This is a genomic window from Nocardioides sp. NPDC058538 (assembly GCF_042719275.1).
Taxonomy (GTDB): domain Bacteria; phylum Actinomycetota; class Actinomycetes; order Propionibacteriales; family Nocardioidaceae; genus Nocardioides.
This window is the reverse complement of the sequence record NZ_JBHXNY010000022.1, coordinates 14,147-35,135: the sequence shown is the minus strand read 5'-3', so window position 1 is coordinate 35,135 and position 20,989 is coordinate 14,147. Positions and strand designations below refer to the sequence as shown.

16 protein-coding genes are annotated in these 20,989 nt (G+C 68.5%); 3 read left to right on the top strand and 13 right to left on the bottom strand.

All coding sequences use genetic code 11. From position 1 onward, the window contains the following. The first annotated feature begins 121 nt into the window (after nt 1-121). Entirely contained in the window at nt 122-1,621 is a 1,500-nt protein-coding gene (locus ACFWQC_RS19060; RefSeq protein WP_378681283.1) for an MFS transporter, read from the top strand. A gap of 17 nt (nt 1,622-1,638) precedes the next feature. Here ACFWQC_RS19060 and ACFWQC_RS19055 read toward each other — a convergent pair whose 3' ends face one another. Next, complete coding sequence (locus tag ACFWQC_RS19055) at nt 1,639-3,921, bottom strand: FdhF/YdeP family oxidoreductase (RefSeq protein WP_378681280.1); 2,283 nt, start codon at nt 3,919-3,921, stop codon at nt 1,639-1,641. 68 nt (nt 3,922-3,989) lie between these two features. Next, nucleotides 3,990-5,780, bottom strand: coding sequence for a BCCT family transporter (locus ACFWQC_RS19050; protein WP_378681277.1), 1,791 nt, complete (start codon nt 5,778-5,780; stop codon nt 3,990-3,992). Between the two features lie 261 nt (nt 5,781-6,041). Here ACFWQC_RS19050 and ACFWQC_RS19045 point away from each other — a divergent pair, with 261 nt between their 5' ends. Beyond that, complete coding sequence (locus ACFWQC_RS19045; RefSeq protein WP_378681274.1) at nt 6,042-6,716, top strand: GntR family transcriptional regulator; 675 nt, start codon at nt 6,042-6,044, stop codon at nt 6,714-6,716. Between the two features lie 7 nt (nt 6,717-6,723). Here the strand turns inward: ACFWQC_RS19045 and ACFWQC_RS19040 are convergent, their stop codons facing one another. The 3 genes from ACFWQC_RS19040 to ACFWQC_RS19030 form a co-directional block, all read right to left on the bottom strand. After that, nucleotides 6,724-7,890 carry an FAD-binding oxidoreductase gene (locus ACFWQC_RS19040; protein ID WP_378681271.1) on the bottom strand — a complete coding sequence of 389 codons (1,167 nt, stop codon included), beginning with the start codon at nt 7,888-7,890 and terminating at the stop codon, nt 6,724-6,726. 19 nt (nt 7,891-7,909) lie between these two features. After that, entirely contained in the window at nt 7,910-9,160 is a 1,251-nt protein-coding gene (locus ACFWQC_RS19035) for an SRPBCC family protein (protein WP_378681268.1), read from the bottom strand. Nucleotides 9,161-9,427: 267 nt separating this feature from the next. Next, the gene (locus ACFWQC_RS19030) at nt 9,428-10,210 is read right to left on the bottom strand and encodes an IclR family transcriptional regulator (RefSeq protein ID WP_378681265.1); all 783 of its coding nucleotides are present in this window, start codon (nt 10,208-10,210) and stop codon (nt 9,428-9,430) included. 237 nt (nt 10,211-10,447) lie between these two features. On the opposite strand from ACFWQC_RS19030, the gene fdhA reads away from it, so the two are divergent. Further along, a complete protein-coding gene (gene fdhA, locus ACFWQC_RS19025) occupies nt 10,448-11,659 on the top strand; it encodes a formaldehyde dehydrogenase, glutathione-independent (RefSeq protein WP_378681262.1) in 1,212 nt (403 codons plus the stop codon). A gap of 59 nt (nt 11,660-11,718) precedes the next feature. On the opposite strand, the gene ACFWQC_RS19020 is transcribed toward fdhA, so the two are convergent. From ACFWQC_RS19020 to ACFWQC_RS18985, 8 genes are all read right to left on the bottom strand, one after another. After that, nucleotides 11,719-13,050: a bifunctional folylpolyglutamate synthase/dihydrofolate synthase gene (locus ACFWQC_RS19020; RefSeq protein WP_378681259.1), complete on the bottom strand. Its 1,332-nt coding sequence runs from the start codon at nt 13,048-13,050 to the stop codon at nt 11,719-11,721. After that, nucleotides 13,047-13,901: a methylenetetrahydrofolate reductase gene (locus ACFWQC_RS19015; RefSeq protein ID WP_378681256.1), complete on the bottom strand. Its 855-nt coding sequence runs from the start codon at nt 13,899-13,901 to the stop codon at nt 13,047-13,049. Before ACFWQC_RS19015 ends, ACFWQC_RS19020 begins: the two co-directional genes overlap by 4 nt. Continuing rightward, nucleotides 13,898-14,782 (bottom strand): dihydropteroate synthase, encoded by an 885-nt coding sequence (gene folP, locus ACFWQC_RS19010; RefSeq protein ID WP_378681253.1) that lies wholly within the window; start codon nt 14,780-14,782, stop codon nt 13,898-13,900. Before folP ends, ACFWQC_RS19015 begins: the two co-directional genes overlap by 4 nt. 76 nt (nt 14,783-14,858) lie before the next feature. Continuing rightward, on the bottom strand, nt 14,859-15,743 hold the full coding sequence (locus ACFWQC_RS19005; protein ID WP_378681250.1) for a bifunctional methylenetetrahydrofolate dehydrogenase/methenyltetrahydrofolate cyclohydrolase: 885 nt from the start codon (nt 15,741-15,743) through the stop codon (nt 14,859-14,861). A gap of 24 nt (nt 15,744-15,767) precedes the next feature. Next, nucleotides 15,768-17,141, bottom strand: coding sequence for an L-serine ammonia-lyase (locus tag ACFWQC_RS19000; protein WP_378681247.1), 1,374 nt, complete (start codon nt 17,139-17,141; stop codon nt 15,768-15,770). Continuing rightward, complete coding sequence (locus tag ACFWQC_RS18995) at nt 17,141-17,794, bottom strand: sarcosine oxidase subunit gamma (RefSeq protein WP_378681244.1); 654 nt, start codon at nt 17,792-17,794, stop codon at nt 17,141-17,143. The genes ACFWQC_RS19000 and ACFWQC_RS18995 overlap by 1 nt, the downstream gene beginning before the upstream one ends. Next, nucleotides 17,787-20,696, bottom strand: coding sequence for a 2Fe-2S iron-sulfur cluster-binding protein (locus ACFWQC_RS18990; RefSeq protein WP_378681241.1), 2,910 nt, complete (start codon nt 20,694-20,696; stop codon nt 17,787-17,789). The genes ACFWQC_RS18995 and ACFWQC_RS18990 overlap by 8 nt, the downstream gene beginning before the upstream one ends. Beyond that, nucleotides 20,693-20,983, bottom strand: a complete 291-nt coding sequence (locus tag ACFWQC_RS18985; RefSeq protein WP_378681238.1) for a sarcosine oxidase subunit delta — start codon at nt 20,981-20,983, stop codon at nt 20,693-20,695. Before ACFWQC_RS18985 ends, ACFWQC_RS18990 begins: the two co-directional genes overlap by 4 nt. Nucleotides 20,984-20,989 lie beyond the last annotated feature (6 nt).

Sequence of the window (20,989 nt, the reverse complement as noted above, 5' to 3'; positions counted from 1 at the left end):
GGCCGGCCGGGTCGGGATCATCCCTACTGGGGGAGGACTCGGCCCACAGAGGCGGCCACCGTGGTTCCTGTGGTTGACGCATGGCGTCCCGCAGTCGTCCTGACGAAGGTGAGGGGTTCCGATGAGCAGCACCGAGGTGGCAAACCGAGCAGGTGGTGTCCTCGTCGTCACCTGTCTGTCGACTCTGGTGGTCAACGCCAATACGTCGGCGGTGAGCATCCTGCTCCCCGCCATCAGCGCAGATACCGGCATGGATGTCACCACGCTGCAGTGGGCCGTCACGGGCTACTCGCTGGTGGGTGCCGCGACCATCGTGACCTCCGGCTCGCTGGGCGACGTGTTCGGCAGGAAGCGCATCTTCCAGCTCGGTCTGCTGCTGTTCATCGCCTCGTGCGTGCTGATCGCCATCTCCGACTCGGGTGCAGCCGTCATCGCCGGGCGGTGCATCCAGGGAGCATCCGGCGCGACGATCCTGGCCTGTGGCCTCAGCCTGCTGACGGTCGGCACACCTGAAGACGGCAAGCTACGGGCGGTCTCGCTCTGGGGCGCGGCGGCAGGCGTGGGTGCTGCGGCCGGGCCGCTGCTCGGCGGTGTCCTGGTCGAGCTGACGAGCTGGCAGGGACTGTTCTGGCTCGACGCCGGCGTCGCGGCGGTGTGCATGGCGATGATCGCACGCATGGTGACCGAGTCCCGCGACGAGGACCGGCCGCGTTCGATCGACGTCGCCGGCAGCGTGCTGGTCGCTGCCACCCTCACCCCGATCATCCTGGCGCTCAGTGAGGGCAGTGACTGGGGGTGGACGTCGTTGGCCACGCTCGGGTGCCTGGCAGTGGCCGTGGTATCGGGATTCGCCTTCGTCGCGGTGGAGAAGCGGGTCGCCGTCCCCATGCTCGATCTGGCCCTGCTTCGCAACAGGGTCCTGGTCGCATCCACGATCGCCATCCTCATCGGCGCCGGCACCATCAACGCGCTGATGTACCTGGTGAGCCTCTACTTCCAAGACCCGAGCACGCTCGGGCTCAGCTCGCTGCAAGCAGGCCTGGCGACCCTTCCGGCCACCGTCGGCCTCGTCGCGGTCGCTCCCCTGGTGCCACGTGTTGCGGCACGGTTCGGCGGTCGCCCAGTGGTCGGAGCCGGCTTTGCGATCACGGCGATCGGCTTCGGTTGGATCGGCTTCGTCGAGGGCTCGTGGGGGTACGGCGCGTTCGTGCTGCCGCTCGTCGCGGCGGCGGTCGGGATGGGCCTGTCCAACGGGCCCGCGACGTCGGCCTCGACTGCGTGCGTCTCGGCAGCCCAGGTCGGGGCGGCCTCGGGTGTCTCCAACATGGCACGCTATGTCGGCGCGGCCGTGGCCACGGCCCTGGCTGCGACGATCTATGGCAACGTCATCGCCAGCCAGACCGCAGAGGGCCGGTCCAACGTCGATGCCCTGTCCTCCGGCCTTGCCGCCGCGTCCTGGGTGATGGCGGTGTTCAGTCTCGCCGGCGTCGCGATGGCCGTGATCATGGGGCGCCACCGGGTCGCCCGGGGCACCCTGGCCGACGCGGGCGCTGCGGCCGCGGCACACACGCACACCCTGCCGACTTCGGCCACTCCCACGTCAGCCGAGAGGACACCGTGACTCCGCGACGGCACCTCCTACCGCAGGTGGTTCTCCCCCTCTGCCGATGCGGCGATCTCCAAGCGCACCACGACGCCCTTGGAGGTCGGGGTGTTGCTGCCCTCGGCGACGCTGTCGAGCGGTACGAGCACGTTGGTCTCCGGATAGTACGCAGCCGCCGAACCCCGGCTCGCCGGATAGGCGACCAGGGTGAACCCCGGGGCTCGGCGCTCGACACCGTCCTCCCAGACGCCGACGATGTCGACGCGGTCACGGTCGGCCAGACCGAGCTCGGCGATGTCGGCCGGGTGGACCATCACGATGCGGCGGGCGTTGTGGATGCCGCGGTAACGGTCGTCCATGGCGTACGGGACGGTGTTCCACTGATCGTGCGAGCGCAGCGTCTGCAGGATCAGATGGCCCGGCGGGGCCTGCAACCACGTCAGATCGTTGCGCGTGAAGACGGCCTTGCCGCTCGGCGTGCGATAGACACCGGAGTTGACCGGGTTCGGGAGAACGAACCCGGTCGGATCCTTGATCCGCTCGTTGAAGTCCTCGAACCCGGGCACCACTCGTGCGATCCGATCGCGGATCCGGCCGTAGTCGGCCTCGAAGCCCGCCCAGCGGATGCCGTACCGGCTGCCGATCGTGGCGTGGGCCAGGCGCGAGATGATCGCGACCTCGCTGAAGAGATGCTCCGAGGCGGGCTGGAGCTTGCCGCGGGTGGCGTGCACGGAGCTCATCGAGTCCTCGACGGTGACGAACTGCTCACCACTCGACTGGACGTCGATGTCGCTGCGGCCCAGCGTGGGCAGGATCAGCGCGGTCTCCCCGACCACCGTGTGCGAGCGGTTCAGCTTGGTGGAGACCTGGACCGTCAAGCGGCAGTTCCTCAACGCGGCCTCGGCGACGTCGCTGTCCGAGATCGCCCGGACGAAGTTGCCGGCGACACCGACGAAGACCTTCGCCTTCCCGTCCCGCATCGCCCGGACGCCGTCCACCGAGTCGTACCCGTGCCTGCGCGGTGGGTCGAACCTGAACTCGGCACCCAGTGCGTCCAGGAAGGAGTCGGGCATCTTCTCCCAGATCCCCATCGTCCGGTCGCCCTGCACATTGGAGTGACCGCGGACCGGGCAGACCCCGGCCCCGGGCTTACCGATGTTGCCCCGCAGCATGAGGAAGTTGACCACCTCGCGGATCGTCGGCACGCCGTGCTTGTGCTGGGTCAGCCCCATCGCCCAGCAGACGATGACCGAGCGACTGGCCAGCACCTGCTCGTGGACCGCCTCGATCTCCTCGCGGGTCAGGCCGGTCGCCTCGAGCGCCGCCTCCCAGGTGATCGTGCGGGCGTGCTCGGCGAAGGCATAGAACCCGGTCGTGTACTCCGCGATGTACTCCCAGTCCAGCACTCCGCCACCCTCGGCCCGGTCGGTCTCGAGCAGGCGACGGTTGAGCATCTGGAACAGCGCGAGGTCGCCGCCGGGGCGGATCTGCAGGAACCGATCCGCGATCTGGGTGCCCCGGCCCACCACTCCGCGGGCCTTCTGCGGGTTCTTGAACCGCATCAGTCCCGCCTCGGGAAGGGTGTTGACCGCGATCACCTTGCCGCCCCGCTGTTTCGTCTCCTCCAGCGCGGAGAGCATCCGCGGATGGTTCGTGCCCGGGTTCTGGCCGACCACGAACACCAGGTCCGCGTTGTAGATGTCCTCGAGCTGGACGCTGCCCTTGCCGATCCCCAGCGTCTCGCTGAGCGCCGAGCCGCTCGACTCATGACACATGTTCGAGCAGTCGGGCAGGTTGTTCGTGCCGAACGCGCGGGCGAAGAGCTGGAGCAGGAACGCGGCCTCGTTGTTGAGCCTGCCCGAGACGTAGAACATCGCCTCGTCGGGAGAGTCCAGACCGGTGAGCTCCTGAGCGATGGTGTGGAACGCATCCTCCCAGGTGATCGGCTCATAGTGCGTCGCACCTGGCCGCTTGACCATCGGCTCCGTCAGCCGGCCCTGCTGGTTGAGCCAGTAGTCCGACTTCCCGTCCAGCTCCGAGACCGGGTGACGCGCGAAGAACTCGCGCGTCACCCGGCGCGAGGTCGCCTCGTCGGCGATGTGCTTCGCACCGTTCTCGCAGTACTCGTTCCGGTGCCGGTGACCCGGCTCGGGCCACGCACACCCCGGGCAGTCCATCCCGTCGGCCTGGTTGAGGTTCAACAGTGTCAACGCCGTACGCCGCACCGATGTCTGAGTCAGCGAATACTCGATCGCCTTCCGCACCGCCGGTATGCCGGCTGCCCAGGTCTTCGGCTCGGTGACACTGAGTGCCTCCACCGGCCCTTCCACGGAGTACGCGCCGTCCGCGTCTCGCTTCACCACACCCGTTCCCTTCCCGACTCGAGCTAGCTGGCCGACCTGGGCAGCTCGGCCTCCTCGTCATCGGCCGATTCGTCAGCCGATTCGTCGGCAGGCGCCTCGGGATCACGGGAGACCCGGATGACGAAGTCGTCACCGTGCTCCGAGACCCCGTAGACAACGGCCTGCTCGACGGCTTTGGAGGCGTACTGGGCACGCACCACGAGTGGGTCCTCTCGAAGGTCCTTCACCAGCGATACGCACAGCCCGACCATGACGACGACGAACGGGACCGCCGCGACGATGGTGATGGTCTGCAGTCCGCTCAACGCGTCGGAACCGCCGACCAGCAGCATCACGGCAGCGACCGCGCCGGTGGCGACACCCCAGAAGATCACCGTCGGCCTGCTCGGTTCGATGGATCCGCGCTCGGAGAGCGTGGCCATGACGATCGATGCGGCGTCCGCTCCCGAGATGAAGAAGAGCGCGACCAGGATCATGACCACGACGCTTGCCACCGTCGCGAGCGGGAACGACTCCAGGGTCGTGAACAGCTGGGTCTCGACGCCGCCCGCGCCCGCGATGTCCACGCCACCCAGCTGCAGGTCGAGAGCCGCCCCTCCGAAGATCGCGAACCAGGCCAGGCTGACCAGGGACGGGACGAGGAGCACGCCCGTCACGAACTGACGAATGGTGCGGCCCCGCGAGATCCGCGCGATGAACATCCCGACGAACGGCGTCCACGAGAGCCACCAGGCCCAGTAGAAGACCGTCCAGCCCGACAACCAGGTGGCGGTCTCAGACCCTTCGGCCGAGGTTCGCGCCGACATCATCGCAACCTCTTGGAAGTAGCTTCCGACAGTTGTCGGGACCAGGCTGAGGATGAACACGGTCGGACCGGCGACGAAGACGAACAGGGCCAGCCCGACGGCGAGCACCATGTTGATGTTCGAGAGCCACTGGATGCCCTTGGCGACGCCGGAGACCGCGGAGAAGACGAACCCGACCGTGAGGACGGCGATGATCGCGACCAGGATCCCGTTGCCCGTCGGGCCGAGGCCGCCGACGATCTCCAGGCCGCTGCGGATCTGGAGCGCCCCCAGGCCCAGCGACGCGGCCGACCCGAAGAGCGTCGCGAAGATCGCGAGCATGTCGATGACCTTGCCGCCGGCGCCATGGGCGTGACGCCCGAGAATGGGCTCGAACACCGAGCTGATGAGCAGGCCGCGGCCCTTGCGGAAGACGCTGTAGGCGATCGCCAGCCCCACCAGGGCGTAGATCGCCCAGGGGTGGATTCCCCAGTGGAAGAGGGTGGTGGCCATGGCCGTCTGGATCCTCTCGGACTGACCATCGCCGACAGCGCCCGGCGGAGGTGCGACGAAGTGGCTGACCGGCTCGCTGACGCCGTAGAAGATCAGGCCGATCCCCATTCCGGCGCTGAACATCATCGTGATCCACGAGACCGTACGGAACTCGGGTTCCTCGCCGTCCCTGCCGAGCGGGATGTTCCCGAACTTGCCGAAGGCAAGCCACAGTACGAAGCCGACGAAAGTCGATGCCGCGGTGACGAAGAGCCAGCCCAGGTTGGCCATCACCCAGGACAACGACTTCCCTGAGACCGAAGCCAGCGACTCCGTGCTGACGAATCCCCACACCAGGAAGCCGATCGCGATGACCGCGGTCACCCCGAAGACGACGCGATCGAGGCCACCGGCATCCTTGGCGGGCTCCTCGGGAGGACAGTCGAGGGCCGGATGGGTCGGGCTTCCGTTCTGGCCGACGGATCTGTGGCGCGGCGCTACCGGGGAAAGGTCTCCGCGACGTGCAGAGGATCTCATGACGCACTCCGATCAAGAGCTCTTGGGATGAGCAGCATCTGTCGGTGCCAGAGAGGCTCCGGGTGGCGGCACGACAGTGGGGCGCTACGCGGCCAGACGCTGATATACTAGTTAGCCTATCTGTGATGCATCACACTAGCAAGGGTCGATGATCACCGCGGCACGCCGTTGCGATGTAACTGATGTATCAGACTAAGATGGTAAAAGCGGCAGACGATCTGACGCCACCGAGCCAGAGCCGACAAGTGGGGAAAGAACTCAATGACAGTTGACGAGATTCTGGCGGCAACGGCGAATCCCCCCGCCACCTCGCTCGCCGACCAGGCCTACCGCTACATCCGCGAGCGCCTGGTGATGCTCGACATCCGCCCGGGGGCGCCGATCAACGACGGCCAGATCGCAGAAGCGATCGGCATGGGGCGTACTCCTGTCCGGGAAGCGATCAAACGGCTCGAGGCCGACCATCTGGTCCACTCCTTTCCGCGCCGCGGCACCTTCGCCACGACCATCGACGCGACCGAGCTCAGCGCGATCACCGAGATCCGCCGCCAGCTCGCCCCGTACGCCGCCCGCGCGGCCGCGGAACGCGCGACGACACAGCAACGCGAGCAGATGCGCGACCTCGCGGCCCAGATCGGCGAGGGCAAGCTGGGCGACGGAGATCGCACCTCCCTGATGCGCGTCGACAAGGCGGCGCACGGCCTGATCTACCAGTCGAGCGGCAACGCCCACCTCGAGGACATCCTGATCAGGTACGACAACCTCGCCCTCAGGATCTGGTGGATGGTGATCGATCGTCTGCCCGACCTGGCCCACCACGTCCTCGAGCAGGCACAGCTCCTCAACGCGGTCGCAGACGGTGATGCCGACCGCGCCGAGAAGCTCACCCTCGAGCACATCGGCAGCTTCGAGCGCGAGATCCGCCAGGTTCTCTGACGCCTCCTCAACAGTCCAGCTGGATGTCACCCAGAGGCTTCGAGCAGCAGATCAGCACCTTCTGGTTGGCGATCTCCTTGGGCCGGATGCCGCCGTTGTGCTGCATGTCGACCTCCCCGGAGAGCATCGACACCTTGCAGGTCCCGCACATACCCTGACCGCAGGCCGCCATCGGCCGCATGCCGGCCGCCGTCGCGGCCTCCAGGATCGTCTCGTCCGGGCCACAGGTGATCATCCGGCCGCTGCGCGCGAACTCGACCGAGAACCCGGCTCCGGCCTCCGCCTCGGAATCCTGCTCGACGGGCGGTGCCGTCGCCGGAGCAGGGACCGCGGGAGCACCGAAGTCGAAGCTCTCCTCGTGGTACTTCTCCATGTCGTAGTCGAGCTCTTCGAGCAGCGACTTCGCCGCCGCCATGTAGCCCGCCGGACCGCAGATGAACGTCTCACGCTCGTTGAGGTCCGGGGCCAGGATCTCGAGGACAGGCTTGGAGATGCGTCCCTGCAGCCCCATCCAGCGCTCGGCGGGGGCATCGCCCTCGCAGATCTCCACCACTCGCAGGTTGGGCATCAGGCGTGCCATCGCCTCGAGCTCGCCGCGGTAGATGATGTCTGCCGGCGTACGCGCACTGTGCACGAAGAGGATGTCCGCCTCGGAGCCGAGGTCGTACAGCGTCCTCGTCATCGACAGCACGGGGGTGATGCCGCTGCCGGCCGAGAGGAAGAGGTACTTCGGCGCGTCCTCCTCCGGCAGGACGAACGCACCCGCCGGGGCGTGCATCGAGATCCAGGCCCCGGGCTCGAGGTTGTCGTGGAGCCAGTTCGAGACCACACCGTCGGGGACCCGCTTGACCGTGATGGCCAGCCGGTCGGGCCTGGTCGGCGGCGAGGCGATCGTGTAGCAACGGGTCAGCAGCTCGCCGTCGATCTCGACCCGGATGGTGATGAACTGGCCCGCCTCGAAGTCGAAGGGGCGTCGCTCGGGGGTCGTGAAGACGAAGGTCTTCACGTCATGGGTGACCGCCAGAACCTGGCTGCACACCAGGTCCATCACGTCGCTCTCGGCCCAGCAGGGCTCCAGCATCCGCCGACTGCGCACGGGCGCCGGGCGGCCGTTCTGCAGACCGAACGAGTTGGGCTCCGACACCTTGGGGATGTCGGTCTCCATGATGGTCATATTTCCTCCCGAGCTCCGGCTAGGCACTGGCTTGGATGCGTTGGACGTACCAGGTGACGAAGGCGTCGACTTCACCCTCGACCTCGGAGTACGGACCAGGTACGTAGCCCGGGTCCGCCACTCCTCGCTGCGTGCCCTCGACCAGGGCGCGGTCCTGGTCGTTGGTGGCACGCCAGACGGAGGTGAGCGACTCGACCGAGTAGTCGACTCCTTCGACAGCCTCCGGGTTCACCAACCAGGTCGTCCGGACCAGCGTCCGGTCGACCGCCAGCGGGATCACCGAGAAGACGACGGCGTGGTCACCGAGGAAGTGGAACCACGAGTTGGGCTGCATGTGCAGCGACAGGTCTCCGAACCTGGGGTCCTCGATGGAGCCCATCAGCTTCGCGCAGAGCTGCTGCCCGTCAGGACCGAACGAGGCCCCGGCGCCGTCGAGCGGCAGGTGCGAGAGCTGGAACGCCGTCGCACGACCTTCGAGCTCGCAGCGTTCCTCGTACGGGAAGCCGATCGCGTCGCGGGCCTTCTCCAGCTCCGTCTGCGCCTCCTGATAGCGCTCGAAGACCGACTGCATGCGCGGTGGCACGTCTGCGGCTTCGTAGCGGCTGATCGGGAAGTACGCCGTCACCAGCTCCGGGTGGGAGGCGTCGCAGTGGTGGCACTCCCGGTTGTTCTCCATCACCAGCTTCCAGTTGCCCTCCTCGACGATGTCGGTCTGGTGGGCGACCTTCGCCGAGGCGAGCGAGTATGGCTTCAGGTAGGGCTCGATGAACTCGCTGACCTCGTCGAAGTCGGTCGGCGGCTCGTCCGACAGGCAGAGGAAGACCAGGCCGCCGACCGCACGGACGTTCACCGGCTTGAGCCCGAACTTGTCGTACTCGAAGGTGCCTGCCTGCGACTCGGCGAAGATGAGGCTGCCGTCGACCCGGTAGGTCCACTGGTGGTAGGGACACACGATGTTGCCGATCGAGCCGCACGCGGACTCGAGCAGTCGTGAGCCACGATGCCGGCACACGTTCCTGAAGGCGCGAACGTTCTCGTCGTCGTCACGAACGACGATCACCGAGTGGGCGCCCACATCGATGGTGACGTAGTCACCCGGGTCCGGGATCTCCGCCTCGGCGACGGCGAAGATCCAGTGCCGACCGAAGATGACGTCGAGATCCTGCTCGTAGATCTCCGAGCTGGTGTAGAACGGCGCCTCCAGGCCGTAGCCGGTTGCTCGCCTGTCCGCCAGGGACGCCAGCTCCAGCGGCGTCGTTTCGATGCTCATACGCGTCACGTTGATGTCTCCCACGCTCAAACCGGGCAGATTCCGGGTTCAGATACGGCGGTCCGTCAGACGACGGTTGTTTCACTCTGCACAACTACTGCGTAGCGTGAAACGATTCTGCCGCGCCAAAGAAGACGCTGTCAACGGGTCGATCTGGATTCGCCCGCAGGATTTACACGGGCTTCACGACGTACGCGAAGTGGCCCGCATGCACGAGGCATGCGGGCCACTTCGAGGGTGCCGATACGTCGCCTCGGCAGGCGCGGATCACTCGGCCTTGGGGAAGCCGTTCCGCTCAGAGATGGCCGCGGCGGCGGCAAGCACATGCTCGGCCAGCTCGGGCACCTTCTCGGACGTGATGCGGAACGACGGGCCCGAGGCCACCACCGCGGCGATCACCCCACCACCCAGGGAACGGATCGGCGCAGCCACCCCGGCGAGGCCGATCTCGTGCTCGTCGACGGAGTAGGCGTAGCCCAGCTTCCTGACCTCGGCGAGCTGCTCCTCGAGCTCGGCCGGTTCGATCACGGTCTCCTCGGTGTAGCGCTCCAGCCCACCTTCGAGAATCTCCCGACGGTCCTCCGGCGACATGGTCGCCAGGAAGACCTTGCCGGAAGCAGTGGTGTGCAGGGGGCTGCGCTGGCCGACCCAGTTCACCGACGTGATCTCGGCAGTCCCGATCACCTGGTCGATCGTGATGGCCTCCTCTCCGTCGTTGATGACGATGTTGACGGTCTCGCCGACCGCGTCGGCCAGCGCCATGCAGATAGGGCGACTCGTGACCGAGATGTCGTGCTTGCGGGTCGCGCCGGCGGCCAGCTGGATGACGCCATAGCCGAGCTGATAGTGCCCCCGACTCGCGTTCTGCTCCACGAGCCCGCGCGCCTCGAGGGTGGCCAGCAAACGGAAGACCGTGGACTTGTGCACCCCCAGTTCCTCGGAGATCGGCGTGACTCCGACAGCCCCCCGACGGGCGAGCACCTGGAGGATGGAGATCGCTCGGTCAACCGAGTGAACGGTCGTACTCCGTGTTTCGCTCGTGTTGCTCATGCTGAAACAGTATGCCTCCTCGTCAGGTCCGCCTCCTTGCCCCCTACTGCCGGGTAGCCGCGGGGCGAGCGATCAGACGCCTCCGCACGAGCCCCGAAATCGGTCGAAACAGGGTCTTGATGCCGACACCGTCAACGGTCTAGTTTGTTTCATATAGCGCTCTTGTTTCGCTATGAGAAACATCCCCGCAACCGAGCATGCCGGACGCCCCCATCCGGGGCAGGAAGAAGAGACGCCATGGCAGACAACAGAGTCGTCGTCTACAAGGGGCCGGGCGAGGTGGCCGTCGAGTCCATCGAGTACCCGAAGCTGGAGCTCCCCGAGGACGTCGTCAGCGGCCTGGGCATCAAGCGCGCCGCGCCGCACGCGGTGATCCTCAAGCTCGTGACCAGCAACATCTGCGGCAGCGACCAGCACATGGTGCGCGGCCGGACGACCGCCGCCGTGGGTCAGACGCTCGGCCACGAGATCACCGGCGAGATCGTCGAGATCGGCGACGACGTCCTCTTCCACGAGGTGGGCGACATCTGCTCGGTCCCGTTCAACATCGCGTGCGGTCGTTGTCGTATGTGCAACGAGGGCAAGACCGGCATCTGCCTCAACGTGAACCCGGCGCGGGCCGGCGCGGCGTACGGCTATGTGGACATGGGTGGCTGGATCGGTGGCCAGGCGGAGTACGTCATGGTCCCGTTCGCCGACTTCAACCTGCTGAAGTTCCCCGACCGGGACCAGGCCCTGGAGAAGATCCTCGACCTGACGATGCTCTCCGACATCTTCCCGACCGGCTACCACGGTGCCTACACCGCAGGCGTCACCACCGGGTCGACGGTGTACGTGGCCGGCGCAGGCCCGGTCGGGCTCGCCGCGGCGTACTCGGCGCAGCTGCTCGGTGCCGCCACTGTCATCGTCGGCGACATGAACGCGGACCGGCTCGAGCAGGCCGCCAGCTTCGGCTGCGCGACCGCGGACCTGTCCTCCGGCGACGCGCTGGCGGACATCATCGCGGACATCCTCGGCGAGCCGGAGGTGGATGCGGCGATCGACGCGGTCGGGTTCGAGGCCCGCGGCCACGGCCGAGATGCCGCCGAGCAGCCCGCCACCGTCCTCAACGACATCATGGACGTGGCGCGCGCCGGCGCCTCCCTCGGCATCCCCGGTCTGTACGTCACCGGCGACCCCGGCGCCGTCGACGATGCGGCCAAGCAGGGGCAGATCGGCGTCCGGCTCGGACTGGGCTGGGCCAAGTCGCACACCTTCGTGACCGGCCAGTGCCCCGTCAAGCAGTACAACCGCCAGCTGATGAACCTGATCCTCGCCGACAAGGCTCACATCGCCGACGCCGTCAATGCGAAGGCCATCAGCCTCGACGAGGCGCCGGAGAGCTACGCCGCGTTCGATCAGGGCGCGGCCACCAAGTACGTCATCGACCCGCACGGCATGGTGCACTGACGCCACCGGGCGGCCGGACGGTCCTGCCCCTGGCCACATCGGCCAGGGGCAGGACCGCCTCACATGCCCAACAGGCGGCGCGCTTCCCCCACGGTGACGACAGAGCCCGTGACCAGCACCTGAGCCGGGTCTCCACCCTCCTCGGAGAGAGCCGAGGCCGTTCTGGCGGCCTCGAGGAGGGCGTCGGCGAGGTCGTCGATCTCGACGACCCGATCCGCCCCGAGAATCCCGCGGGCCGCGGCGGCCGTGTCGCGGGACGACAGCGACCTCGGGCTGGTGTTCCGGGTGCAGATCATCGTCGACACCACGGGCTCGAGCTCGGCAAGCATGCCGTCGAAGTCCTTGTCGCCCATCGCGGCGACCACGGCGACCGTCGGCCGGCGGCCCAGGTCGGACAGACCGCTGGCCAGGGCCCGGGCGCCGTCGGGGTTGTGGGCCGCGTCGAGGATCACCGCGGGCGTGCCGGGCAGCACCTCCAGCCGCCCGGGCGACCGGGCCGAGCCCAGCGCCCGTCGCAGTGCGTCCAACGGGATCACGTCTTCCAGGAGGGCTTCGACGCTCGCGATGGCGAGCACCGCGTTGTGCGCCTGGTGGCGGCCGTGAAGTGACAGCGGGACCTCGGGATAGTGACCGGCGAGGCCGTCGACCGAGATGATCTGGCCATCACCGAACGCTCGTCTGCCGCTCAGGCGGAAGTGGCGGCCTTCGACCATGAGCCTCGCGAGATGCGCGTCGGCATGGGCCCGGAGGAGCTGCTCGACATTCGGGGTCTGCCGGGCCGTGACGGCCAGCGAACCCGGCTTGATGATCCCGGCCTTCTCGGCCGCGATGTCAAGCGTCGTCGGCCCCAGGTGATCGACATGGTCGAGGCCGATGGGGAGGATCGCGGCGACCGGAGCGTCGATGACGTTGGTCGCATCCCACATGCCGCCCATCCCGACCTCCACCGCGGCGACGTCGATGGCCGCGGTTGAGAACGCCTGGTAGGCCATGGCGACCGTCATCTCGAAGAACGACAGCGGAGTGGGACTCTCACGGTCCACGGCCTCGGCCGCGGGAAGGACGTCGCGGTAGGCCCGGACGAAGCCGTCCTGCGCGATCGGCCGGCCGCCGATGCTGATCCGTTCCCGGATGTCGGCGAGATGGGGGCTGGTGAACCGGCCGACCCTCGATCCCAGCTCGAGCAGGATCGCCTCCACCATCCGCGCGGTGCTCGTCTTGCCGTTGGTTCCGGTGATGTGGATCGACCGGTAGTCACGCTGTGGCCGGCCGAGCGCGTCCGTCACCGCCCGGATGCGCTCGAGGGACGGGGCGATCCTGGCCTCGGGCCAGCGGGCGAGGAGCCGCCGCTCCACCTCCTCGATGCCGAGGTCGAGGCCGGTGCCGGTCACTGCGGTCCTCCGCCCAGGCGCGCCAGCAGGTCGCGTCGCCAGGCCTCGGTCTCGGCGACCTGGTTGAACGTGAACAGATGCAGGCCGGCGATAGCGGCCTCCGGCCCGTCCAGCTCCGGCGCCGCACGGGTGAGGAACCGCTCCGGCGAGTAGCCGCCGGGCGCGGCGATGCGCGCGAGCATGCCCTTGTTCTTGGCGAGGAACCGCGTCGACTCCCCCACCCCGATCTTGGTCGCCATGGTGAGGAGCTTGGCGCGCTCGACCGGGCCGGGCAGCCCGACGATGATCGGCGTCGTGACCCCTCGGGCGCGGACGCGGCGTACCCAGTCGGTCAGGGCCCTGTGGTCGAAGGTGAGGTTGCTGACGATCTCGGTGGCGTGGTGGCGCTTGTCCCACATTGCCTGGACCAGCCGGTCGTGGATGATCGTCGGATGGTCCTCGGGATAGCCGGCGACACCGACATGACTGAACGGGTCGCCGAGATCGACGAGCGCCTCGAGGAGCTCCAGCGCGCTGGGGAACGCTCCGGGCCGCTCGGCGTCGCCGGCGGGCACGAAGACCTTGCCGATGCCGGCCGCCTTCAGGCGGCCGACGATGTCGGCGAGCTCGCCCCGGCCCGAGACCATGCGTGCGGCGAGATGGGGTACGACCTCGTAGCCGTGTCCGGCAAGGCGGATGGAGAGATCCACGGTTCGCTCGAGCCCCTTGGCCGGGGAGGCGGTCACCGTGACGGTTCGGCCGGCGGGGAGGGACCTGGTGACGACATCTTCGATCGTCGCGGTGGGCAGGACCTCGTAGCGGGCGCCGAGCAGCAGCCTCCGTACGGTCACGGCCGCCGAGCGACGACTCATCGCCGCCCTGCCCGGGCACCGACCACGTCGACTGCGACCGCGGACCCATGCAGCCGTGCGGCCACCCTGGAGGCGGCAGCGGCACCGGGCACCGAGTGCACGCGCACTCCCCAGGCGCCTCCCGCGGCAGCGACGGCAGCCACGGCGTCCGACGCCTCGTCCCGGTCGGCCGGGACATCCGGGTCACGCCGGCCGTACGTCGCCACCTCGGTGAGGAACCGCTTGCGGGAGGCTCCGACGAGGAGAGGGAAGCCGAGGTCTCGCAGCGTGCTGAGGGACGAGAGCAGCTCCCAGGACTGGGCGCTGTTCTTCGCGAACCCCAGACCAGGATCGAGGATGATGCGCTCGGGACGTACGCCGGCGTCGAGTGCGGCATCGACCCGGCCGCGGAGCTCGGCGCACACGTCGCCGACGACCGAGTCGTAGAAGCAGAAGTCGTCCATCCGCATGGAGTGCGCGCGCCAGTGCATCAGGACGCAGGTGACCTCCGCCTCGGCCAGGAACGGCAGCATCCTCGGATCGGCGAGCCCGCCGGAGACGTCGTTCACGATGACGGCACCGGCCTCCACGGCTCGCTGGGCGACCGAGGCGCGCATGGTGTCGACCGAGACCGGCAACCCCTCCCGGGCCAGGGCCTCGACCACCGGGATCACGCGGGCGATCTCCTCGGCCGCGCTGACCCGCTGGGCACCGGGCCGGGTGGACTCGCCGCCGACATCGAGGAGATCGGCGCCGTCGCGGATGAGCTCGAGGCCCCCGCGTACGGCGGCGTCGACGTCGAGGAACCGGCCGCCGTCGGAGAACGAGTCGGGGGTGACGTTGATGATGCCCATCACCTGACAACGCCGATCTGCGTCGGTGAGCAGCTGCGTGGCACTCATGCCGCCACGCCCGTAGCGCAAGCGCCATCATACGGGCGCGGCGGCCTGAGCCTTGTGGTCGCTCGCTGACGCTCGCTCATGTCAGCGCCCCGGCGATCGCCTCCCTGGCAGCCAGATGCTGTTCGGCGATCTCGACGATGTTGGTCAGCAGCATGGCACGGGTCATGGGTCCGACCCCGCCGGTGGCACCGCTCAGCTTGCCCGCGACGACGTCCACGTTCGGATCGACGTCGCCCAGGATGCCTTCGATCGTGCGGGTGATCCCGACGGACAGGACCGTGGCGCCGGGGCTGACCCAGTCGGGCTTCACCAGGTGAGCCACACCCGCCGCCGCGACGATGACGTCCGAGGCCCGGGCATGGGCGGCGACGTCACGGGTCTCGATGTTGCACAGCGTGACGGTGGCGTGCTCGGTGGGGCGGGTGAGCATGAGCCCGAGCGGCCGGCCGACGGTCAGGCCGCAGCCGATGACGCAGAACCGCTGTCCGGTGATCGGTACGTCGTGCTGCCTCAGGAGCTCGATGATCCCGCGCGGCGTGCACGGCAGCGGAGCAGGAGTGCCGAGCACCAGCTTGCCGAGGTTCGTGGGGTGGAGCCCGTCAGCATCCTTGTCCGGGTCGATGAGCTGCAGGACCCGATGGGTGTCGACGTGGGGCGGCAGGGGCAGCTGGACGATGAAACCGGTGCACGTCGGATCGTCGTTGAGCTGTTGCACCGCTGCCTCGATCTCGGCCTGCGATGCGCTGGCGGGGAGCTCGATCCGGATCGAGGCGATGCCCACCTCCGCGCAGTCGCGGTGCTTGCCCGCGACGTACGAACGGGAGCCGGGGTCGTCACCGACGAGGATGGTGCCGAGGCCCGGGTCGATCCCGGCCTCGTGCAGTGCCTTCACCCGCACGGCGAGCCCGGACTTCAGGTCAGCAGCGACGCGCTTGCCGTCGATCTTTGCTGCGGTGGTCATGGCTTCTCCTTCTCGCGAGGCCCGTCAGCACTCGATGACGTTGACGGCGAGGCCTCCGCGGGAGGTCTCCTTGTACTTGATCTTCATGTCGGCCCCGGTCTCGCGCATGGTCTTGATCGCGGCGTCGAGGGAGACCCGGTGGCTGCCGTCGCCGCGAGCGGCGATGCGGGCGGCATTGATGGCCTTGTTGCTGGCGATGGCGTTGCGCTCGATGCACGGGATCTGCACCAGGCCCCCGACGGGGTCGCAGGTGAGCCCGAGGTTGTGCTCGATGCCGATCTCGGCCGCGTTCTCGACCTGCTCCGGGGTGCCCCCGAGGACTTCGCACAGGGCACCCGCCGCCATCGCGCAGGCCGAGCCGACCTCGCCCTGACAGCCGACCTCGGCGCCGGAGATCGACGCGTTGATCTTGAACAGGATCCCGATCGCGGCGGCGGCGAGGAGGAACCGCACGATCCCGTCCTCGTCGGCACTGGGGGCGAACTTCTCGTAGTAGTGGAGTACGGCCGGGACGATGCCCGCCGCCCCGTTGGTCGGCGCGGTCACGATCCGTCCGCCCGAGGCGTTCTCCTCGTTGACGGCCAGGGCGAAGAGATTGACCCAGTCCATCGCCCGGAGCGGGTCGGTCTCGTCCGTGACGGAGTGCAGGTGGGCGTACAGGCCGGGAGCACGTCGCGGGACCTTCAGCCCGCCGGGCAGGGTGGGCTCGACCCGGGTGCAGCCGTTGTGCACGCACTCCTGCATGACCGACCAGATGTGCAACAGCTCACCGCGCACCTCCTCCTCCGTACGCCACGCCAGCTCGTTGGCCAGCATGACGTCGCTGATCCGCTTGCCCGACTCGGCACACACCGCGAGCAGCTCCGCTCCGGTGGTGAACGGGTACGGGATCGGGGTCGCGTCCTCGACGATCCGGTCGGCGCCGGCCGCCTGCTCGTCCACGACGAAGCCGCCGCCGACCGAGTAGTAGGTGCTCTCCAGCAGCAGCTCCGTGGTGGCGTCGAACGCCCGGAACTTCATACCGTTCGGGTGCGCGGGGAGGGTGCGGGTCCGGTGCATGACGACGTCGTCGGCGTCGAACTCGATGTCCCGGGCACCGGAGAGCCGCAGGCGTCGAGCGGCACGGACCTCGGCCACACGGGCGTCGGCGTTGTCCGTGTCGACGCTCTCGGGCCGGTTTCCCTCGAGACCGAGGATGACCGCCTTGTCGGAGCCGTGGCCGTGGCCGGTGGCGCCAAGGGAACCGAACAGCTCCACCTCTACCCGGGCGACGGCGTCCAGCAACGATCCCGCCTTCAGGGCATCGGTGAACTGCACCGCCGCTCGCATCGGACCGACCGTATGGGAGGACGACGGTCCGATGCCGACCGAGAACATGTCGAACACGCTCAGCGCCATCAGCCGGATCCCGGACGCCGGATCGAGCTTGTCGAGATGACCTTGAACTCGGCCATGGCGTCGATCAGCCAGCGGCCCAGGTGGTCGGCGTACGAGGCACGCGGCAGGATTCGGTAGGAGTCCGTGTCGACCTTCCAGAGGATCACCGGTACACGTCCGATGGTGCTGGCGACCGCCGTGCCTGTCGTGAACGCCCTCGGGTAGAGGTCGAGCGGACAGCCCTTCTCGAGGACCGCCCGCGCCGAGGGACCTTCGAGCCGCAGGGTGGTGCGGTTGGCCGACAGGTCGACGACCGCAGCGCCCTCGGAGACGCCCGCGCGCAGGTAGGAGACCAGGGTGGAGCCGGCGACGCCCTGCGAGATCACCAGGTACTCGTCAGGCGAGAGCCACAGGACGACGACGTCGTGGCCGGTGGCGACCTCGCCGCATCGTCCGGGGAGCTCGGTGCCGAGGATCTGGGCCAGGAGCGTCCGGTCGGGTGAGCCGATCGGCACCCGCAGACCCACCATGGTGAGGAACTGCTCCTCACGCACCCGCACCCCGAAGGCACCCGACACGCCGGCGTCGACGAAGTCGCCGTGGAGGTGCTGCGCCGGGCTGACGCGCAGAGCGGATATCAACTTGTCGAGCGGCTCGATCGTGGTCTCAACCATCGCGGCGGCTTCCTTCCGGGTCATAGAGGACGGTTTCAGCGACGACGACGTCGACCAGTCGGTCCCCGACAGGTGCGACGAGGGTCTGGCCTATGCGGTTGCGGCCATCCTTGATGAGCGCCAGGGCGAACGAGCGCCCGAGCGCGGCACTGTGGTAGCTCGAGGTCACGTGCCCGAGCATCGGCACCGGTCCATCGGCAGGGGTGATCGGCGTACCGGATGCGACCAGCTGGGTGCCCTCGGGCAGCCTGAAGGACTTGTCGACGGGCAGCACCGAGACGAGGTGCTTGCGGTCCGTGCGTGCGGTGTCGGCCCGGTTGTAGGACCGCTTGCCGACGAAGTCCTTCGCCTTGGAGACGATCCACTCCATGCCCGCGTCCTGGGGAGTCACCGTGCCGTCGGTGTCCTGGCCGACGATCGGGTAGCCCTTCTCCGCGCGGAGCACGTGCATGGTCTCCGTGCCGTACGGGGTGATCGTCCACTCCTGGCCGGCGGCGTGGATCTCCTCCCACACCTGCTGTCCGAACCAGGTCTCGACGTTGACCTCGAAGGCGAGCTCTCCGGAGAACGAGATCCGGCACACCCGCGCCGGGATGCCCGAGGCGAGCGTCGTCTCGCGGAACGTCATGAACGGGAACGCCTCGTTGCTGACATCGAGCTCCGGAGCGATCTTGGCGATCACCTCGCGTGACTTCGATCCGACGACGGCGACGGTGGCCCATTCCTCGGTCACCGAGGTGAAGCTGACATCCAGGGTCGGCCACTCGGTCTGGTGCCACTCCTCGAGCCAGTCGAAAACCTTCGCGGCACCTCCGGTGGTCGTCGTCATGAAGTAGCGGCCCTCGTCGATGCGGAGCGTGACGCCGTCGTCGAAGATCATCCCGTCGGGCGTGCACATGACGCCGTAGCGCGCGGATCCGGGGGCGAGCTTCTTGAAGGCGTTGGTGTAGATCCGGTTGAGGAACTCACCGGCGTCACTCCCCCACACCTCGATCTTGCCCAGGGTGGTCGCGTCCATCATGCCCACGGACTCGCGGACCGCGGCACACTCGCGGAGCACGGCCTCGTCCATCGATTCGTCGTCCTGCGGGTAGTACCAGGGCCGCAGCCACTGCCCCACGATCTCCATCTCGGCGCCGTGCGCGAGGTGCCAGGGGTGGATCGACGTCAGCCGGGCCGGGTCGAACAGGTCTCCCCGCTCGCGGCCCGCGAGCGCGACGAACGGGACCGGAGCGTACGGAGCCCGGTACGTGGTCGTGCCGATCTCACCGGGGCTGCGACCGTCGTTGAGCGCGGCCGCGATGACTCCGATGGCGTTGACGCCGGAGGTCTTGCCCTGGTCGTTGGCGGTGCTGATGGAGGTGTAGCGCTTGATGTGCTCGACGCTGCGCATGCCGGCTCCGGTCGCACGCAGTACGTCGTGCACGGTCTGGTCGCGCTGGAAGTCGACGAAGTGGTCGACCAGATCGTCGAGCGGAGCTCCCGCCTCGGCGGCGAGCCACAGGGCCCGGGTCGTACCGTCACCCGTCGCCGCAGGAAGCGGCCCGGTCGGGGCCTCGGCCTCGCCGATGAAACCGGCGGCGAGGAGTGCCGTCGCCGCGGCATGCCGCCCCTCGGCGAGACACGCATCGAGGGTGTAGCTGCCTCGGGCCGATCCCACGATCTGCTGGCCGGCGACCTCGCCGTCGGGGACGAAGCCGGCCAGGTTCTCGTCCCAGCGGACCTTGCCCTGCCGCTGGCTGTGCAGGTGCACCACAGGGCTCCACCCGCCGGCGACGGCAACGACGTCGCAGGCGATGTCGCGCCGTTCTCCGACCGCGACGCCGTCGGCGTCGACGGCCGACACCGTGGCCGCCGTGACCCTCGGGTCGCCGTCGGTGTCGAGGACGGCGGAGCCGAGGACGACCTGGATGCCGGCGGCTTCGGCGCGGCGTGCTGCCTCCGACTGCTCGGTGCGAGCGTCGACGACAGCCGCCACGGCGACTCCGGCGCCGGCCAGGTCGGCAGCGACCTCGTAGGCGCTGTCGTTCGTGGTGGCGAGCAGGACCCGCGCGCCTGCGGCCACGCCGTACCGGTTCAGGTAGGTGCGGACCGCGGAGGCGAGCATCACACCGGGGCGGTCGTTGTTGCCGAACACGAGGGGACGTTCGTGCGCGCCGGTGGCGAGGATGACCTGCTGTGCCCGGATGTGCCAGAGGCGCTGTCGCGACAGACCGGTGAGTGCCTCCTTGGCGGAGGCGTCCAGGTGGTCCAGCCGGCTCTCGAGCGCGATCACGTAGTTGGCGTCGTAGCTGCCGAAGGCGTTGGTCCGGGTCAGGGCGGTGACCTCCGGAGCGGCGGCGAGCTCCTCGGTGACGCCGCGCAGCCAGGTGTCGGTGTCCACGCCGTCGACGCTCAGGTCGCGGGCGGAGAGCAGCGACCCGCCGAGCTCGGGCTGGTCGTCTACGAGGATCACGCGGGCACCGGATGCCGCCGCTGTGTGCGCCGCGGTGAGCCCGGTCGGACCGGCGCCGATGACGAGCACGTCGGTATGGACGTACTTCTTGTCATAGATCGCGGTGTCGTCGGCCGGGTCGAGCTCGCCGAGACCGCTGAGATAGTCGGCCTCGAGACCGTCGACGAGCTCGACGGTCGTGGCGGGAATCATCGACTCGGTGACCGAGTCGCCCGGGCGCCTCAGCTTCACCAGCGCGTTCGACTCCTCGAGCCCTGCGGCGATGACTCCACGCGGGCGCTGCCGGTACAGCGACTGCCCGCACTCGAGCACGCCGTTTGCGATCAGTGCCGAGGCGAGGGTGTCACCGGCGTGGCCGGCGTACTCCTGGCCGTCGAGGCTGAAGGTGAGACGGGTCGATCGGTCGATGCGGCCGCCGTCCGTGAGGCGGTGCGACGTCGTGCTCACTGCGGGTCTCCATCCAGAGTGGGGCGCGGTTCGCCGGCCCGGTAGACGGCGGCGATGCGGTAGGTGACGGTGTCGCGAAGGACGTTGAACCACTTGCGGCAGCCGGAGCTGTGGACCCAGCGCTCGGCGAAGATGCCCTTGGTGTTCTCGCGGTAGAACAGGTAGCGACCCCATTCCTCGTCACTGAGAGTGTTCGGGTCCTCCGGGTAAGGGACGTGGGCCTGGCCGCCGTAGTGGAACTCGGTCTCGTCGCGGGACCCGCAGTTGGGGCAGCTGATGAGAATCATCGTCGG

Bases quoted from the DNA above. Each gene is read 5' to 3' on its own strand.
- fdhA (WP_378681262.1), top strand. From the start codon at position 10,448: ATGGCAGACAACAGAGTCGTCGTCTACAAGGGGCCGGGCGAGGTGGCC.
- ACFWQC_RS19035 (WP_378681268.1), bottom strand. From the start codon at position 9,160: ATGAGCATCGAAACGACGCCGCTGGAGCTGGCGTCCCTGGCGGACAGG.
- ACFWQC_RS19000 (WP_378681247.1), bottom strand. From the start codon at position 17,141: ATGGCGCTGAGCGTGTTCGACATGTTCTCGGTCGGCATCGGACCGTCG.
- ACFWQC_RS19045 (WP_378681274.1), top strand. From the start codon at position 6,042: ATGACAGTTGACGAGATTCTGGCGGCAACGGCGAATCCCCCCGCCACC.
- ACFWQC_RS19050 (WP_378681277.1), bottom strand. From the start codon at position 5,780: ATGAGATCCTCTGCACGTCGCGGAGACCTTTCCCCGGTAGCGCCGCGC.
- ACFWQC_RS19015 (WP_378681256.1), bottom strand. From the start codon at position 13,901: ATGAGTCGTCGCTCGGCGGCCGTGACCGTACGGAGGCTGCTGCTCGGC.
- ACFWQC_RS18985 (WP_378681238.1), bottom strand. From the start codon at position 20,983: ATGATTCTCATCAGCTGCCCCAACTGCGGGTCCCGCGACGAGACCGAG.
- folP (WP_378681253.1), bottom strand. From the start codon at position 14,782: ATGAGTGCCACGCAGCTGCTCACCGACGCAGATCGGCGTTGTCAGGTG.
- ACFWQC_RS19030 (WP_378681265.1), bottom strand. From the start codon at position 10,210: ATGAGCAACACGAGCGAAACACGGAGTACGACCGTTCACTCGGTTGAC.
- ACFWQC_RS19040 (WP_378681271.1), bottom strand. From the start codon at position 7,890: ATGACCATCATGGAGACCGACATCCCCAAGGTGTCGGAGCCCAACTCG.
- ACFWQC_RS19060 (WP_378681283.1), top strand. From the start codon at position 122: ATGAGCAGCACCGAGGTGGCAAACCGAGCAGGTGGTGTCCTCGTCGTC.
- ACFWQC_RS18995 (WP_378681244.1), bottom strand. From the start codon at position 17,794: ATGGTTGAGACCACGATCGAGCCGCTCGACAAGTTGATATCCGCTCTG.
- ACFWQC_RS19005 (WP_378681250.1), bottom strand. From the start codon at position 15,743: ATGACCACCGCAGCAAAGATCGACGGCAAGCGCGTCGCTGCTGACCTG.